This is a genomic window from Pseudomonas fluorescens NCIMB 11764 (assembly GCF_000293885.2).
GTDB classification, from domain to species: domain Bacteria; phylum Pseudomonadota; class Gammaproteobacteria; order Pseudomonadales; family Pseudomonadaceae; genus Aquipseudomonas; species Aquipseudomonas fluorescens_B.
Genome location: NZ_CP010945.1, coordinates 4494546 through 4510714, shown reverse-complemented (window position 1 = coordinate 4510714; position 16169 = coordinate 4494546). Strand labels below are relative to the sequence as shown.

Below are 16169 nucleotides of genomic sequence, written 5' to 3'. Positions count from 1 at the left end.
ATCGCTTGTGTAGAGCTAAGACAGATGGGCGGAAAGCCGCCCATCGCGCAGATGGTCTCCGCTGCGGCAGGAGAGAAACACAATTTATATGGATCAACGCTTGAAACGATGAAAACCAGACAACGATATTTTAGTGAAAACCGTTACGAAATCTTTTTAAAAGAACATGACGAGGCGACTGAGTTTTTCACGACTAAAACTTTTAAATCCGACTCCCCCGAGGGAGAGGCCACACTTCGCTCAAGATTTTTTCAACGATTAGCTCTTCGCAAGCTTTTGGCGGCATACACCGCAGGAGAAGAAATACCATCTCTAGCCTTTCTGCTTGAGGACCTAGTTGATAAGTATGAAATCAGACAGGCAAAACTAGCAAAGTCTGAACAATCTCCTGACATATCGCCACTCTCCATAGACGATTGGCCACACGAATATGAAGAGTGCATACAAGTCATTGGCTTTTGCGCCCTATTACATCGCGCTGATCTGCTTAAGCGATTCGTAAGGTTAATCGACAATGCAGGCTATGTGGGCGACGACACGTTATATGAAGATTTACTTTGCAAAATACTGCCTAACAGACACGATGTAGACCAGTGGTATCACGATGTATATTCGCCTCTCGTTCAGGCGATCTACATCGAAGATAAAGAAAAGGCATCAAATCTGCTTCAGCAGTATTGCGAACAGTGGTACTCAGCCTTCGAGCAAGCACCTTGGCACGACACCCATCTCCAAGGAGAGGACGGTAACTACGTTGGATATTGGGCTATCGAGGCCGGTGCCATTGCCTTTTTATACGGCATAGACGACAGCAAAATTGATCACATGGTTTATCCCAAGGATCTGGTTGAGTACGCCAGGAGCTTCACTGCTTCGACTACGCCGCTGTCGGACATCTAGATTCAAAGCCTGCCCACAGGAGGCAGGCTCATTTTGCAGGTGCGACGTCAGGCAGGCGCCTTCCAACTCAGCATTCGTTGCTGCGCAACCTTCAGCAAATCGCAACCATCCTGCGTCAGCAGATAAAGCGCGTGGGTGATGTGCGGAATGTCCTGCACGTCGCCATCCTTGAAACATTGGATATGGAGCGTTTCCAGTAAATCACTGGAGGCGCGGATGCGCTGGAGGGCGGCTTCGAGGATGTCTTGGGGGTTGGCTTCTGTGTCGATGACCAAGGGGGATGAAACGGTGACGTTGCTTTTGATTGGACGGTAGCGATCGGGGAAAGGATTTATCGTTGGCATGGTAATTACTCGAGTATTAGTTAGTAATCGCCAGCACCGTGACCAAACGATGGAGGCGGCTGTGTACAGGCTTGGTCAACCGGTAACACTCAAACGGCTCGCCCGAAGGCGTCCTGCACACAGCCACCATTGCAACGCACTGCAAGACTCAAAAGTCCGCGGCGCGAATGATCGCACATCTATGCACAAGTGTTATCAGGTGACCAAACCTGTTCGCTGATTTTGCAGCGAGCCCAAACAGTAATCGCAACGCCCCATCAGCCGAAAGTCGACAAAGCATCCATCCTTGTAGGACGAAGCCGAAGCTATCAACGATTCTTACCCCAACGAATCGCCTGACAGGGTATCCCTACAGGACGGGTAAAGTTGTTCACTCAAGCGCGGGCACCCACATTTGTGGCGAGGGGATTCATCCCCGTTCGGCTGCGAAGCAGTCGCCAAACCTTTTGGCCGGAATGCTGGGGCCGCTTCGCGACCCAACGGGGCGGTGCGACGTTTCGCTAAATTCCCTCGCCACAGGTTTCTTGCCTGCCTGAAGATTTTCTTAAGTGAACAGCATTACACGCGACAGACGGCCTTCAGCCCGGTTAACCATCGCTTAACGCTGCGGTCCAAAACTTTACTGGACCGCACGCCCTCAGGTTCTTCTGACGCCCAGTGCGGCAGGCTCGACGCCCGTTACGTCGAGCTGACTTTCCGTCTGCACTGGAGATCGCTCATGAACATGCGCACTTTGCTGGTTACCGCCGCCCTCGCCTGCACCGGGTTTGCCGGGCTGGCCCAGGCCAACACCACCGCTTCTTCGCAAGCGGTGCCCTATGAATACGGCATGCCGCTGCACATCACCAAGGTGGTTGCGCTGACCGAACCTTCTACCCTGGAATGCAAAGTCATCACGGCGGACATGAAGTACATCGATGCGGCAGGCAAACCCGCAGAGATCACGTATCGCAAACTGTCCGATGCGTGCAGTTATCAGAATTGATCGGAAACAACGAGCGCGGGTCTGGCGTTACTGCCAGACCCGGAATGTGACGACGGCGAGTTAAAGCGCTTGCCTGTCGGGGTGCAGCGTCTGGGTGTTGGCCTGATGCTCCATGTCGGAGCGCAATTCATTGATCAGGTCTTTTATTTCCCGACATCCATTGAGCGAATTGGCATCGATGCCTGTTTTCAGTAGTTCCAATTGATCGGTTTCACCGTCCGAATACACCTTGACGGTCATTTTCAGGTCCGGCGAGAGCGTGCATTGACAACGTTTCGGCAGAAAACTGCTTTCTACGATGTTGCGGAGTTCCAAGGCAGAAAGAAACATGGCGACCCTCTCCTGAGTGTGAGACAGCCCATCAAACAGCGAACACTGACTCTGTAAAAAAACCGGTCAGCTTTAAGGAACAGCTACAGCATAAAACATGCCTGGTATTTCGCCCTGCAGCTCATCGGCAAATCAATGGTTTAGCCAACTCGCCTGCAAACAGCCTCATGCAATATGCAAGAAAGCCGGTTTCGGGCGATGCAAATTGCAATTTTGGCGAGGACCGGTTTGCATTGACGACGCACGACAGTAAAAATGCGGCCGTTTTATCCAGTATCCGCTGACCCTACTCACACGCAAGGAGGCATCATGGGTTCATTGACCTGCATCACTACCGTTGGGCTGATAGTTGCCGGACTATCGACCGTCGCTCACGCGGCGAAACTTGAAGACGTTGCCCCCTTCCCCAAGCCCGAAAGCGGCTTTACACGGCAAGTCATTCACCTGGCGCCACAGGAGCAGGAAGGCAACTACCAGGTCGAGATTCTTGCCGGCAAGACCTTGACCGTGGACTGCAATCGTCAGCGCCTGGGCGGCATGCTCGATGAGAAAAACCTCGAGGGATGGGGCTACCCGTTCTACCGCCTGGAAAAAGTGATCGGCCCGATGAGTACGCTGATGGCCTGTCCCGATGGCAAAAGCAAACAGGACTTCGTCCCGGTGGTCGGCGACGGCTTCATGTTGCGCTACAACAGTAAGCTGCCGATCGTGCTTTATGTGCCCAAGGACGTTGAGGTTCGTTATCGGGTCTGGTCGGCGTCCAGCAAGGTCGAAAAGGCTGTTCAGGAATAACCATCAAATGCAAAACCTGTGGGAGATTGGGTGATTGCTTTGCCTCCTGCGCCCGCTCACGCCGGGGCGCCGCTCAATGCGGCGCGTTCGGCGACATGGCGCAAGCTGTCGAAGTTGATGTTGGCGCCGGAATCAATGGCCACCAACGTTTGACCACGCACGCCCGTCTGCGCCACGTACTTTTTAATGCCCGCCACGGCCAACGCGCCGGAAGGTTCGGTGATCGAGCGGGTATCGTCGTAGATGTTCTTGATCGCGGTACAGAGTTCGTCGTTGCTGACGGTCAGCACCTCGTCGACGCAAAACCGGCAGACTTCGAAACCATGAGCGCCGATCTGCGCCACGGCGACGCCATCGGCGAATGTGCCTACGTTCGGCAGGACGATACGCTCGCCGGCCTTTAGGGCCGCCAACAGACACGCGGAATGTTCCGACTCGACGCCGATGATGCGGACTTCAGGGCGCAGGTATTTGACGTACGCGGCGATGCCCGCGATCAGACCGCCACCGCCCACCGGCACGAAGATCGCGTCAAGCGGCCCTTGGTGCTGGCGCAGGATTTCCATGGCGACGGTGCCCTGCCCGGCGATCACGTCCGGGTCGTCGAAGGGCGAGACGAAGGTGCGGCCCGTCTGCTCTGCCAGGTTCAAGGCGTAAGCCAAGGCAAACGGAAAACTCTCCCCGTGCAGCACGGCATCGGCGCCCCGGCTGCGGACCCCGACCACCTTCAATTCCGGCGTTGTGGCGGGCATGACGATGGTCGCGGCAATCCCTAACTCACGCGCTGCCAGCGCCACGCCTTGTGCATGATTGCCGGCAGACGCGGTGATCACGCCACGGGCCTTTTGCGCGTCGCTCAGTTGCACCAGTTTGTTGTAGGCGCCACGGATCTTGAAGGAAAAGGTTGGCTGCAGATCCTCGCGTTTCAACAGGATCTGGTTGCCCAAGGCTTCCGACAATGCCGGCGCCGCTTGCAATGGCGTGCGCACCGCCAGTTCGTACACGGGCGCAGCAAGGATCTTTTTGACGTAGTGCTCCAGCAGCGTTTGCTGGGCGGGTGTGCTATCCATGGTCGTCTCCTGTTGTACACGGCAGCTCCCACGCCGTGTGTTGGTTTAAAACCCTGGAGACAGAAAGTAAAAACCCGCCTCTAGGGCGGGTTGGGTGCTGCAGTCGTGAGCTAGCCCGCCAAATGAGGAATGGCGGTAATAATGCTTGGCTGGCAGCGCAATACGGTGGAAGTCATGTCTGGAAATTAGCCGGGCGCCGAGGGCAAGTCAATGGTCAATTTCCTGCGGCTTCTGTAGGCTCGTGATTCTGCTCATTGTCCAAGGAAGGAAACCATGAAGGCTGTCGCCCTGCCCCTGATTGCCCTGCTCGCTTTCGCCGGCTACACCGTTTCGGTGATGCTCCAGGCCGAACAGTCGTTGATCGAGTTTGGCATCAGCCTGATGTCGCGGCCTGATACGGCGCAGGTGGTGGTTGATCTGTACCTGCTGGCGACGCTGGCCGGGGTGTGGATGTACACGGATGCGCGTAAACGCGGGCGGTCGGCATTGTCCGTCATTCCCTATCTTTTGCTTACTGCGGTTTTTGTGTCGGTTGGGCCGTTGTTGTACCTCGTGGTTCGTGGGTTGCAGGACAGAAAAAAGTCTGTCGACGCCGAACAAGTGGCCTGATTCGGGATTCGTGGGGTTAATGACATAGCTATCGCGAGCAGGCTCGCTCCCACAGGGGATCTGTGTTTATCACCCCGACGACTGTGGGAGACCGGCTTGCCGGCGAAGGCGGCATCCCTGACGCCAAATTCATTTCGCCAACCGCCGGAGCCCCAACACCATCACCCCCGCCCCCAGCATCATCGCCGTCAGAAACAACGGATACGACACCCACCACGGCGTGCCCGCCGTCATCATGCTGAACTCGGACATGCCGCCGATGCTCGCAATCAGGTTCAGCGGCAGGAACACCACGTTGATCAGCGTCAGTTTGCGCAGCAGGTTGTTCATGCTGTTGTTCATCAGGTTGCCCCGGGCATCGATCAGCCCGGAGAACACCGTGGAGTAGATTTCCGCCTGTTTGTAGCACTGGTTGTTTTCGATGATCAGGTCGTCGATCAAGCCGATGGCTTCGGCGCTGAAACGCTGTTTTTCCGCGTGGTTGCGTAGCCGGGTCAGGACCGCGCCGTTGCTGTGAATCGCGTTGATGTAATAGATCAGGCTTTCGCTGAGGTTGAACATCTGGATCAGGTGCTGGTTTTGCATCGACGCGTTGAATTTCTGCTGCAACTCCCGCGCGACCAGTTTGATCACCTTGAGGTGGCCCAGGTAGTGATGGATGTTGTTGAACAGCAGGTCGAGCAATACATCCAGTGGCGTGTTCAACTTCTGCCGGGTGCCGAGCCCGTGCAGCGGCGAATCGTCGGTGGCGATCACCAGCAAACGCTGGTCACAAAACAGCAAACCGCAGGACGACACTTCGAACGCCAGGCTGCCTGCGCCGGAATAGTTTTCCGGACGCTTCCAGATCAGGAACAAATTGTCGGGGTGAAACTCGATCCGCGACACCTCGTCCGGGTCCAGCGCCGAGGCCAGCGCGTGTTCATCGAGCTTGAAATGGCTGTGCAGCAAGTCGCGCTCGGCCGCGTCGGGGTTGCTGAACAGCATCACTTCGGCGTCCAGCCGTTCGACCGCCTGCAGCGCACCGTGGGTCAGTTGAAAGCTCTTGATCATCGGCCGGTCACCAGGCCTGACCGCGACGTTTCAGTTCCAGGCGTCGGACGAACTCTTCCAGTACCAGCGAGTACAAATCGTCCTGCAAGTAGGCGTCTTCGATGCCGGCGTCCATGTTCGGGTTGTCGTTGACCTCGATCACCACCACCTTGTCGCCGGACTGCTTGAGGTCGACGCCGTAGAGGCCATCGCCGATGAGGTTGGCGGTTTTCACCGCCAGCTCCACGACGGCGCGCGGCGCTTCATGGACTGCCAGGGTGCGGCATTCGCCGTTGATGTCCTGCCCCTTGGCCTTGTGGTTGTAAATCTGCCAATGCCCCTTGGACATGAAGTACTGGCAGGCAAAGATCGGTTTGCGGTTGAGTACGCCGATGCGCCAGTCGTACTCGGTGTAGAAAAATTCCTGAGCCAGCAACAACACCGAATGTTCGAACAGCTCGGCTGTCGCCTCGAGCAAGGCTTGCTGGCTTTCAACCTTGATCACGCCGCGAGAGAAACAACCGTCGGGAATCTTCAACACCAGCGGAAACCCCAGCCGCTCACCGACCCGTTCGAAGTCTTCCGGTCGCTCCTTGTAGAGGATTTCGGTGGCGGGCATGCCCAGCTGATGGCTTTTTAGCAGGTCAGTCAGGTAGACCTTGTTGGTGCAGCGCAGGATCGACGCGGGATCATCCATGACCACCAGCCCTTCGCTCTCGGCTTTCTTGGCGAAGCGGTAGGTGTGGTTGTCGACGCTGGTCGTCTCGCGGATCAGCAGGCCGTCGTATTCGGCAATGCGCGCGTAGTCCTTGCGCTCGATCAGCTCCACGTCGATGCCCAATGTCTTGCCGACGCGTACGAAATTGTCCAGCGCCTTGGGGTTGGACGGCGGCAGAGCTTCCTGCGGATCGTGCAAAATTGCCAGGTCATAGCGGGCCAAGCGTCGCGAACGGGGCATGCGCCAGATCTTGCGACTGAAACTGTCCAGCGAGTTGGCAAACTGATCTTCCTGATCTTCGCGCAACTTGTGCAGTGCACCTGATTTGACGCCTTCAATGTGCCAGCCATTAGTTCGACGGAACTCCACCAATAATATTGGGCACGGAAATACTTCAAATAACTGCCGCGCCAGATCCTGTAACGGTTCGATATTGGTTCGGCCAAAGTAAAGTGTCAGCGTGAAGCCTTCGGTATCGCTGTAAAGATGATTGCTCAGGGCTTTTTCCAGCGGTTTGTCCAAATCATCGAGGGCCAGGCCGTAGAGGGATTTCTTGGTCAGTTCGCTGATGGTCCGCACCGAAGGAATGACCTTGTGCCCCCGCGCCTCGGCCAGCAGCGAGCAGTAATAGCCGTGCCCCAGGTACTTGTAGCTGCGGCACAGGTTGATCACCTGGACCCGTTTTCCCTGCTCGCTGTCGCGGGTCTGTTCGAGGTATTCCTGAGCCGTGACGATGTCTTCGCTGGGAAAGTAGGACGCCCAGTCTTCCTTGCGTTCGACAATGATAATCAACTGGCTGGAAGTTCTAACCGTGTCATTTAAATAAGTTGCCGCCGGCAAAGTTTGCTCGGATACTTCGCGCCAATGACCCTGTACCGCTGACATAGTGATTGATCCGTTGGAGAACAAGACCTTTCCTATTAAGCACGAACTTTTTCGAAAGTCCCGTTTCGTTACGCAACTTTTACGGCGGTCATATGAACCCTGTCTTTCGCTTGGCGGTAGTTGAAGACTTACCTGCATTGCTGGCACTCGAACAGCAATGCTTCACCACGGACCGGCTCACCAGCCGCAGTTTTCAGTGGATGATCACGCGGGCTCACGGACAGCTGCTGGTAGCTGAACGCGACGGGCAACTGTTGGGTTACGCGGTGGTGCTGTTTCACCGAGGCACGTCACTGGCGCGGCTCTACTCGATTGCCATTGCTGAACAGGCTCGCGGTAACGGGCTGGGCAAGCAATTGCTTGAGCGCATCGAGGCGTGCGCCCTTGAGCATGATTGCGCTTACTTGCGACTGGAAGTGCGGATCGACAACCCCTCGGCGATTGCCCTGTATGAGCGCAACGGTTATCGACGTTTCGCACTGATCCACGACTATTATCAGGACCACGCCGATGCGTTGCGCCTGGAGAAACGCATTCTTCAGCATCGCGATGCCCGCAGCATCAAGGTGCCGTGGTATGCGCAGACCACCGACTTCACCTGCGGCCCGGCGTGCCTGCTGATGGCCATGGGCGCCCTGCACGCCGATCGCGGGCTGGAGCGCCGTGAAGAACTGCAGATCTGGCGCGAGGCGACCACCGTGTTCATGACCTCGGGCCACGGCGGTTGCAGCCCTCAAGGTCTGGCACTGGCGGCAGCGCGGCGCGGGTTTCGCGTGCGTTTGCAAGTGAGTATGGCGGGGCCGCTGTTTCTCGATGGCGTGCGCGATGAGCATAAAAAAGACGTCATGCGCCTGGTGCACGATGAGTTCGCGGCACAGTTGGACGCCACTGACGTCGAACAGGTGCTCGGCGGGACGCTGGACCTGCCGCGATTATTGGCCGATGGCGGGCAGCCGCTAGTGCTGATCAGCAGTTATCGGCTGACCCGCTCCAAATCGCCACACTGGGTGGTCGTCACCGATTGTGATGAAGAGTTTGTCTACCTGCATGACCCGGATGTCGACCATAGCCAGCATCGTCAGCCAATGGACTGCCAGCATCTGCCGGTCAGCCATGGGGAGTTCGAGAAGATGAGCAGTTTCGGGCGGGGAAAACTTCGGGCGGCGGTGATTCTATATTGCCGTGAGTAACCTTGTGGTGAGGGAGCTTGCTCCCGCCGGGGTGCGAAGCGCCCCTTTCTTTTGCAGGCGTCTGCTGCGCAGCCGAGCGGGAGCAAGCTCCCTCGCCACAGGGGTTGTGTGTGTTATTTCAATCCGACTTTGTACAACACGCCGTCGTCCTCATCGGTGAGCACGTACAAATACCCGTCCGGCCCCTGCCGCACATCACGAATGCGTTTGTTGAGCTCGCCCATCAAGCGCTCTTCGTGAACCACTGTGTCGCCGTCGAACTGCAGGCGAATCAGCTCCTGTGTCACCAGTGCACCGATAAACACGTTGTGCTGCCAGGGTTTGAAGCGGTCAGCGTCATAAAACGCCATACCGCTCAGGCCAGGGGATTTTTCCCAGACGTGCCGTGGCGCGACAGTGCCTTCGGCAGTCTTGCCCTCGGCTTCCGGAATCGGTTGGCCGGAGTAGTTGATGCCATGGGTCGCCAGCGGCCAGCCATAGTTCTTGCCGCGCTCGATGACATTCACCTCGTCGCCCCCTCGCGGCCCGTGCTCGTTTTCCCAGAGCACGCCGGTCCAGGGATTGAGCGCCGCACCTTGCGGATTGCGCTGGCCGTAGGACCAGATTTCCGGGCGTACGCCGGATTGCCCGACAAAGGGGTTGTCGTCGGGTACCTTGCCGTCCGGGTAGATCCGCACCACCTTGCCCTGCAGCTTGTCCAGATCCTGGGCCGTAGGCCGGTCGTTGTTCTCGCCGAGGGTGATGAACAGATAGCCATCGCGGTCGAACACCAGGCGCGAGCCGAAGTGATTGCCGACCGAAAGTTTCGGCTCCTGACGGAAGATCACTTTGAAATTCCTCAGGGCGGTCAGGTCTTCCGACAATTGCCCGCGACCGACCGCCGTACCGGCCTTGCCGCCCTCACCCCCGCCTTCGGCATAGGACAGGTAAACGGTGCGGTCCTGCTTGAAGTCCGGCGACAGCACCACATCCAGCAGACCGCCCTGGCCCTTGGCCCAGACGGTCGGTACGCCGCTGAGCGGCCCGGAGAGTTTGCCATCGGCACTGACCACGCGCAGGTTGCCGGGCCGTTCGGTGACCAGCATCCCTTGTCTGTCAGGCAGAAAAGCCAAGGCCCACGGATGGTCCAGCCCCTTGACGATCGTCGTCACCTCAAGGGTGCCCTGCTCGCTTTTCAGCTCCTGTACGGACGCGGCAAAAACAGGCGCCGCGACGGTGATCAATGCGCTGGCACAGACTGTGGCCAGGAGGGATGTTCGCAACATGCACGATTCCTTTTGTCGTCTGGATGGCTGGCAGGATTAACGTCCTGCCGCTCAACGGTTGCTGGTGTCTGCGTCTCGGTGCGGCGGATTGGGGATGAACTTCGGTGGGCTGACAGGCGCCGAGCGATCCTGGGGATAGCGGTTGCCGATGCCACCGTTGTCCAAAGTCGGCGGCCGCGGAACCGGCACGGTGTTGGGCCCGCGAATGACCGGAGCGCTGGGTTGCGTGCCTTGCATGCTGTTGGGGTTGGCCCGGCGGATCGGGCTGTTGTAAGGATTGCTGGCGGCGCCCGTCGGGCTCTGGGCCAACAGCAAAGGGAATGCAGGCGACGGACCCTCAGCCAGGGCCACGTTGCTCAGTACGGCACTCAAAGCCATCGCGATGATGCCAGGCACTAATCGGTTCATGGGCAGCCTCTCTACGTGGATAGCGCTTTCGATAGCACGCTACGCCCAGGGTTCGGATTTGTTAACCAAAACCTCCCCGACAAGATGTAACACGAAGTTGATTCCCCGGCGGGGCTGGGCCACTCGCCGCTGAAACTTTTGCGCCGAGCCACGGGTCACCTGATCATCACTCGCGAGTAGACGACCATGGCACGTGCAATCTGGAAAGGCGCAATCAGTTTCGGGCTGGTGCATATCCCTGTAGCGCTGGTCTCGGCGACGTCTTCGCAAGGGGTGGATTTCGACTGGCTCGACAGCCGCAGCATGGAGCCGGTGGGCTACAAACGCGTGAACAAGGTCACCGGCAAGGAAGTGACCAAGGAAAACATCGTAAAGGGTGTGCAGTACGAAAAGGGTCGCTATGTAGTGCTCAGTGAGGAAGAGATCAAGTCGGCGCATCCGCTATCCACGCAAACCATTGATATCTTTTCCTTTGTCGACGCCGACCAGATTCCCCTGCAAAACATCGACACGCCCTACTACCTTGCGCCGGACAAACGCGGTGGCAAAGTCTATGCGTTGCTGCGCGAAACCCTGAGCAAAACCAACAAGGTCGCCCTCGCCCATGTCGTTCTGCATACCCGTCAGCACCTGGCCGCGCTGATGCCGCTGGACTCGGCGATGGTGTTGGTGATGCTGCGCTGGCCAGCGGAAGTACGCAGCCTCGATACGCTTGAACTGGGCAGTGAGGTGACCAAACCGGAATTGGCCAAGGGTGAGCTGGACATGGCCAAACGGTTGGTGCAGGACATGAGCGGCGACTGGAGCCCGGACGATTATCGCGACAGTTTCGAAGACAAGATCATGGCGCTGGTCGAGAAGAAGGCGAATGAAGGAAAGATCGAGGATGTCGAGACAGCGACCGGCGAGGAAGAGCGCAAGACGGCGGATGTTATCGATTTGACCGAATTGCTCAAGCGCAGTTTGGGGGGCAAGGCTGGTGGAAAAGCGGCTGCCAAATCGAAGTCAGCGGAAAAACCGGCGGCGGCGAAAAAAGCTACGAAACGGTCAAGTGGTTGATCGATGACAGGGTGACTGAGCGTTTTTCGGAGAATCTACCGGCCTCATCGCCAGCAGGCTGGCTCCCACAGTTGAAACGCATTTCATTGTGGGAGCCAGCCTGCTCGCGATGGCGTAATGAGCGGCAACGCTGAATTCAAATCCAGACAAAAACCGCCAGCAACCCGGCAAAAATCGCCCACTTCTCCAGGTAATACAGCTTGCGGTTACGCTTCTTCAACGCTTTGCCGCGCAGGCGAATCTTGTAGATTCTGGCGAACAGGCGATTGATCCCGCCGGTCTTGTCACCCACATCGTTCGGTGCGCCCGCCGCCGACATCACGTGACGGCTGAACCAGCCGTTGAACGCCGCCGCCCAGCGGTACTTCATCGGTCGCTCGATGTCGCAGAACAGAATGATGCGGTTCTGCTGCGTGGTGTTTTCAGCGTAATGGATGAAGGTTTCATCGAATATCACCGCTTCACCATCGCGCCAGTGATAATTCTCGCCATCGACGTTGATGTAGCAGCCCGCGTCGTTCGGCGTTTCCAGGCCCAGGTGATAACGGTAGGAACCGGCATACGGATCGCGGTGACGCACCAGTTTCGAACCCGGTGGCAACTCGGCGAACATCGCGGCCTTGATCGAGCCGATGCTCTGCACCAGCTCTGTGGTGCGCGGGCAGAGTTTCATCGCCGAAGGATGACTGTCGCCATACCATTTGAGGTAAAAGCGTTTCCAGCCGGTCTTGAAGAACGAGTTGAAGCCGACGTCGTCGTACTGGTTCGAACGCTTGATTTCACCCGCCCGGAGCAGGTTCTGGCCTTCGGCGCGGATTTCTTCCCAATGCGTCTGCAATGGGCTCAGGTCAGGGAAGTCGGCTGGATCGAGGTAAGGCTTGTTGGGAATTTTCGAGAACAGATAAAGGAAGCAATTGATCGGCGCCAGAAACGTCGAGTGATCGCTCAGTTGGCGGCCCAACTTGTGGCGCACCCGACCGCGCAGGTGCACGTACGCAATCGATACAGCATAAACAGCGGCAATGATGAGTTTCACGGAAATCGTCACACGTCAGAAGTGAACAAACTGCGTCCGTGCCTGTCGGCATCAGTTCGAAAGATGGCATTTTAGCCACGATTTGTAACCAATAGTTAACGTTCAGATGTGAAAATCTGTCCGCTGGTACCGCCAAAGCACCCGTGCGGCCTCAATGCCCTATCGTTTAAAGAGCCAGACCAGTACAATCGCCGCCAAACATTACGCGCCCCCCTTGGTTGATGACGGGAATGAACCCCGTCTCAGCGCACTTCGACTCGGGCCAAGCGCTCCACATGCTGCTGTCCACTTATTGCCAGATGGACCTTCCGCTTCTGACCGGGATGCATTTCCTGTGGTTCGAAAACCGGAAACGGGTACTGAATCGGTACTGCCGCAACCCTAGCTACTCTGAATGCTTCGCAGGAAAAACCTTTGATCTCTACAGCTAACATCACGATGCAGTTCGGCGCCAAGCCGCTATTCGAAAACGTTTCGGTCAAATTCGGTGCGGGCAACCGCTATGGCCTGATCGGCGCCAACGGCTGCGGCAAATCGACCTTCATGAAAATCCTCGGTGGCGACCTCGAGCCGTCCGGCGGCCAGGTCATGCTCGAGCCGAACGTGCGCCTGGGTAAATTGCGCCAGGACCAGTTCGCCTACGAAGAATTCACCGTGATCGATACCGTGATCATGGGTCACGAAGAGCTGTGGAAGGTCAAGGCCGAGCGCGACCGTATCTACTCGCTGCCGGAAATGACCGAAGAAGACGGCATGGCCGTGGCCGAGCTGGAAACCGAGTTCGCCGAAATGGACGGCTACACCGCCGAATCCCGCGCTGGCGAGCTGCTGCTGGGCCTGGGTATCGGCATCGAGCAACACTTTGGCCCGATGAGCGAGGTTTCCCCAGGCTGGAAGCTGCGGGTCTTGCTGGCTCAGGCACTGTTCTCCGATCCTGAAGTGCTGTTGCTCGACGAACCGACCAACCACCTGGACATCAACACCATCCGCTGGCTGGAAAACATTCTGACCCAGCGCTCCAGCCTGATGATCATCATCTCCCACGACCGTCACTTCCTGAACAGCGTGTGCACCCACATGGCTGACCTGGATTACGGCGAGCTGCGCCTGTTCCCGGGCAACTACGACGAATACATGACCGTGGCGACCCAGTCCCGCGAGCAACTGCTGTCGGACAACGCCAAGAAGAAGGCACAGATTTCGGAACTGCAATCGTTCGTCAGCCGCTTCTCGGCCAACGCCTCGAAAGCCAAGCAGGCCACTTCCCGCGCCAAGGCGATCGACAAGATCCAGCTGGCCGAGGTCAAGCCTTCCAGCCGCGTGAGCCCGTTCATCCGTTTCGAACAGACCAAGAAGCTGCACCGCCAGGCGGTCATCGTCGAGCGCATGGCCAAAGGCTTCGACGGCAAGACACTGTTCAAGGACTTCAGCTTCCAGGTTGAAGCGGGCGAACGCGTGGCGATCATCGGCCCGAACGGTATCGGTAAAACCACCCTGCTGCGCACCCTGGTCAACGAACTGACCCCGGACGCCGGCACCGTGAAGTGGACCGACGCCGCGGAACTGGGCTACTACGCCCAGGACCATGCGCACGACTTCGAAGACGACTGCAACCTGTTCGACTGGATGGGCCAATGGACTCAGGGCGGCGAGCAAATCGTTCGCGGCACCCTCGGCCGGATGCTGTTCTCCAACGACGAGATCCTCAAGTCGGTCAAGGTCATCTCCGGTGGTGAGCAAGGTCGCATGCTGTTCGGCAAGCTGATCCTGCAAAAGCCGAACGTGCTGATCATGGACGAACCGACCAACCACCTGGACATGGAATCCATCGAGGCGCTGAACCTGGCGCTGGAAAACTATCCGGGCACATTGATCTTCGTCAGCCACGACCGTGAGTTCGTGTCGTCGCTGGCGACCCGCATCATCGAGTTGAGCGCCAGCGGCGTGATCGACTTCAGCGGTACTTATGATGATTACCTGCGCAGCCAAGGTGTAGTGTTCTAAACACTGGCTGACAATGGAAAGCCCTGTCCTGGTGACGGGGCTTTTTATTGCCTGAAGATCAAACATCGCAGCCTTCGGCAGCTCCTGCAGGGGACGTATTCCAATGCAGGAGCTGCCGAAGGCTGCGATCTTTTGATGTTATCGTTAGCCTGCTTCCTTTTATTCGCAGCCCGCGCCATGATGCTGTACTCCCACCGCCGCCCGCGAACGAGCCCTCATGTCTGCGCAGCCACTGCCACCGCAAAGCTCCATGGCGATCACCCTGCAGATCGTCTCCATCGTTTTCTATACCTTTATTGCCTTCCTCTGCATCGGCCTGCCGATTGCGGTGTTGCCGGGTTATGTCCATGAGCAGCTCGGTTTCAGTGCGGTCGTGGCCGGGCTGACCATCGGCTCCCAATACCTCGCCACCCTGCTCAGCCGCCCGATGGCCGGGCGCATGTCGGACAACATCGGCACCAAGCGAGCGATTGTTTACGGGTTGTCGGGGATTGTGTTGAGCGGCGTGTTGACGTTGGTGTCGACGCTGTTGCAAAGCTTTCCGCTGACGAGTCTGTTGATCCTGATCGCAGGCCGCTTGTTGTTGGGTATCGCACAGGGCTTGATCGGCGTCGGCACCATCAGTTGGTGCATGGGCCAAGTGGGCGCTGAACACACCGCACGCTCGATTTCCTGGAACGGCATCGCGTCCTACGGCGCCATCGCCATTGGCGCGCCGCTGGGCGTGGTGATGGTCACGGAATATGGTTTTGCCAGCCTGGGGATCGCGTTGTCCTTGCTGGCAGCGTTGGCGCTGGTGCTCATCCGCAACAAACCGTCGGTGCCGGTGGTACGCGGTGAACGCCTGCCGTTCTGGGCGGTGTTCGGGCGCATTGCGCCCTTCGGCGCGAGCCTGAGCCTGGCGTCTATCGGTTACGGCACCTTGACCACCTTCATTACCCTGTACTACCTCAGCCGTGGCTGGACCGGCGCCGCCTACTGTCTGACGGTGTTCGGGATCTGCTTCATCCTGGCGCGGTTGCTGTTTATTTCGGCCATCAGCCGCTTCGGTGGATTCACCTCGGCGATTGCCTGCATGAGCATTGAAACGGCGGGCCTGGTACTGCTGTGGCTCGCGCCTTCGACCGGTTTTGCCCTGGTCGGTGCCGGCCTGGCCGGGTTCGGTTTGTCGCTGGTGTATCCGGCGCTCGGGGTAGAGGCGATCAAACAGGTGCCCAATTCCAGTCGCGGTGCGGGGTTGAGTGCTTACGCGGTGTTTTTCGACCTGGCGTTGGCGATTGCCGGACCGGTGATGGGCGCGGTGGCGTTGAATCTGGGGTATTCGTGGATTTTCTTCAGTGCGGCGTTGCTGTCGATCACTGGCCTGGGTTTGACCCTGTTGCTGAAACGTCGGGCAATGGCCTGACGCCCGTAATCAGTGTGGAACAGCCCCTGTGGCGAGGGAGCTTGCTCCCGCTCGGCTGCGAAGCAGTCGCAAAGCTTTTGGGGCCGCTTCGCGACCCAGCGGGAGCAAGCTCCCTCGCTACAGGGGCTGGTTCCCAC

The 16169-nt window shown here is 57.9% G+C and carries 15 protein-coding genes and 1 pseudogene; 8 read left to right on the top strand and 8 right to left on the bottom strand.

The features are described from left to right. Positions 1 to 108: 108 nt before the first annotated feature. Positions 109 to 900: a PoNe immunity protein domain-containing protein gene (locus B723_RS20730; protein ID WP_050558277.1), complete on the top strand. Its 792-nt coding sequence runs from the start codon at positions 109 to 111 to the stop codon at positions 898 to 900. A gap of 47 nt (positions 901 to 947) precedes the next feature. Here B723_RS20730 and B723_RS20725 read toward each other — a convergent pair whose 3' ends face one another. Further along, positions 948 to 1244, bottom strand: a complete 297-nt coding sequence (locus B723_RS20725) for a hypothetical protein (protein WP_017338714.1) — start codon at positions 1242 to 1244, stop codon at positions 948 to 950. 718 nt (positions 1245 to 1962) lie between these two features. Here B723_RS20725 and B723_RS20720 point away from each other — a divergent pair. Continuing rightward, the gene (locus B723_RS20720) at positions 1963 to 2229 is read left to right on the top strand and encodes a DUF2790 domain-containing protein (protein WP_017338713.1); all 267 of its coding nucleotides are present in this window, start codon (positions 1963 to 1965) and stop codon (positions 2227 to 2229) included. Positions 2230 to 2289: 60 nt separating this feature from the next. On the opposite strand, the gene B723_RS20715 is transcribed toward B723_RS20720, so the two are convergent. Continuing rightward, on the bottom strand, positions 2290 to 2559 hold the full coding sequence (locus B723_RS20715) for a DUF1652 domain-containing protein (RefSeq protein WP_017338712.1): 270 nt from the start codon (positions 2557 to 2559) through the stop codon (positions 2290 to 2292). 309 nt (positions 2560 to 2868) lie between these two features. On the opposite strand from B723_RS20715, the gene eco reads away from it, so the two are divergent. Continuing rightward, positions 2869 to 3351 carry a serine protease inhibitor ecotin gene (eco, locus tag B723_RS20710; protein ID WP_017338711.1) on the top strand — a complete coding sequence of 161 codons (483 nt, stop codon included), beginning with the start codon at positions 2869 to 2871 and terminating at the stop codon, positions 3349 to 3351. A gap of 74 nt (positions 3352 to 3425) precedes the next feature. Here eco and ilvA read toward each other — a convergent pair. Further along, positions 3426 to 4421 (bottom strand): annotated as a pseudogene (ilvA, locus tag B723_RS20705) (threonine ammonia-lyase, biosynthetic); the annotation flags it as partial. Between the two features lie 273 nt (positions 4422 to 4694). On the opposite strand from ilvA, the gene B723_RS20700 reads away from it, so the two are divergent. Next, positions 4695 to 5030, top strand: a complete 336-nt coding sequence (locus B723_RS20700) for a DUF2834 domain-containing protein (RefSeq protein WP_017338709.1) — start codon at positions 4695 to 4697, stop codon at positions 5028 to 5030. A gap of 129 nt (positions 5031 to 5159) precedes the next feature. On the opposite strand, the gene B723_RS20695 is transcribed toward B723_RS20700, so the two are convergent. Continuing rightward, entirely contained in the window at positions 5160 to 6083 is a 924-nt protein-coding gene (locus B723_RS20695; RefSeq protein ID WP_017338708.1) for a magnesium transporter CorA family protein, read from the bottom strand. A 7-nt stretch (positions 6084 to 6090) separates the two neighbouring features. Next, the gene (locus tag B723_RS20690; protein WP_017338707.1) at positions 6091 to 7665 is read right to left on the bottom strand and encodes a RimK family protein; all 1575 of its coding nucleotides are present in this window, start codon (positions 7663 to 7665) and stop codon (positions 6091 to 6093) included. 92 nt (positions 7666 to 7757) lie between these two features. Here B723_RS20690 and rimI point away from each other — a divergent pair, with 92 nt between their 5' ends. Beyond that, the gene (gene rimI, locus B723_RS20685; RefSeq protein ID WP_017338706.1) at positions 7758 to 8855 is read left to right on the top strand and encodes a ribosomal protein S18-alanine N-acetyltransferase; all 1098 of its coding nucleotides are present in this window, start codon (positions 7758 to 7760) and stop codon (positions 8853 to 8855) included. 113 nt (positions 8856 to 8968) lie between these two features. On the opposite strand, the gene B723_RS20680 is transcribed toward rimI, so the two are convergent. Both B723_RS20680 and B723_RS20675 read right to left on the bottom strand, forming a co-directional pair. Then, the gene (locus B723_RS20680) at positions 8969 to 10120 is read right to left on the bottom strand and encodes a PQQ-dependent sugar dehydrogenase (protein ID WP_017338705.1); all 1152 of its coding nucleotides are present in this window, start codon (positions 10118 to 10120) and stop codon (positions 8969 to 8971) included. A 51-nt stretch (positions 10121 to 10171) separates the two neighbouring features. Continuing rightward, positions 10172 to 10528, bottom strand: a complete 357-nt coding sequence (locus B723_RS20675) for a hypothetical protein (RefSeq protein WP_017338704.1) — start codon at positions 10526 to 10528, stop codon at positions 10172 to 10174. A 186-nt stretch (positions 10529 to 10714) separates the two neighbouring features. On the opposite strand from B723_RS20675, the gene B723_RS20670 reads away from it, so the two are divergent. Next, complete coding sequence (locus B723_RS20670; RefSeq protein WP_017338703.1) at positions 10715 to 11587, top strand: Ku protein; 873 nt, start codon at positions 10715 to 10717, stop codon at positions 11585 to 11587. Positions 11588 to 11723: 136 nt separating this feature from the next. On the opposite strand, the gene lpxO is transcribed toward B723_RS20670, so the two are convergent. Next, the gene (gene lpxO / locus B723_RS20665) at positions 11724 to 12623 is read right to left on the bottom strand and encodes a lipid A hydroxylase LpxO (protein WP_031318886.1); all 900 of its coding nucleotides are present in this window, start codon (positions 12621 to 12623) and stop codon (positions 11724 to 11726) included. A gap of 414 nt (positions 12624 to 13037) precedes the next feature. Between lpxO and B723_RS20655 the strand changes: the two genes are divergently transcribed. Both B723_RS20655 and B723_RS20650 read left to right on the top strand, forming a co-directional pair. Beyond that, positions 13038 to 14627, top strand: coding sequence for an ABC-F family ATPase (locus B723_RS20655; protein WP_007949368.1), 1590 nt, complete (start codon positions 13038 to 13040; stop codon positions 14625 to 14627). 217 nt (positions 14628 to 14844) lie between these two features. Beyond that, positions 14845 to 16032 carry an MFS transporter gene (locus B723_RS20650; protein WP_017338699.1) on the top strand — a complete coding sequence of 396 codons (1188 nt, stop codon included), beginning with the start codon at positions 14845 to 14847 and terminating at the stop codon, positions 16030 to 16032. Positions 16033 to 16169 lie beyond the last annotated feature (137 nt).